The organism is Salinimicrobium oceani, assembly GCF_012037645.1.
The window spans coordinates 1-344 of sequence record NZ_JAAVJR010001216.1; the positions used below are offsets into that span (position 1 = coordinate 1).

Genomic DNA, 344 nt, shown 5'->3' on the forward strand with positions numbered 1-344 from the left:
GAAGGAAAATCAAAGAAACTAGCAGGTAGATCCTCCCGGTTACCGGGTGGATCAAAATTAAATTCAATACTCCGAGCGTCAGGACGATCAGAAAAAAGATCCGGGTTATTATCTGTAAAAAGTTTATAGTTTTCATATCTGATGCTTTTAATTAATTCCGAAGATCAAGGGAAACAAAAAGGTTACCACTATAGCCCAAATGAAGTAAACAGGTAAATACTTTGCAATTGCACCTCCTACCTTATTCAAATTTTGATTTTTTGAAGAAGCTCTAAACAATTGCACGGTGACAATAAGTAGGTTGGCCAGAATAAGCACATTTGCGCCTAAAACAGCTAACCTGT

General features: G+C 36.9%; 1 pseudogene. It reads right to left on the reverse strand.

What is annotated here, in order from left to right:
* Nucleotides 1-147: 147 nt before the first annotated feature.
* A pseudogene (locus HC175_RS21525) lies at nucleotides 148-344 on the reverse strand (hypothetical protein); the annotation flags it as partial.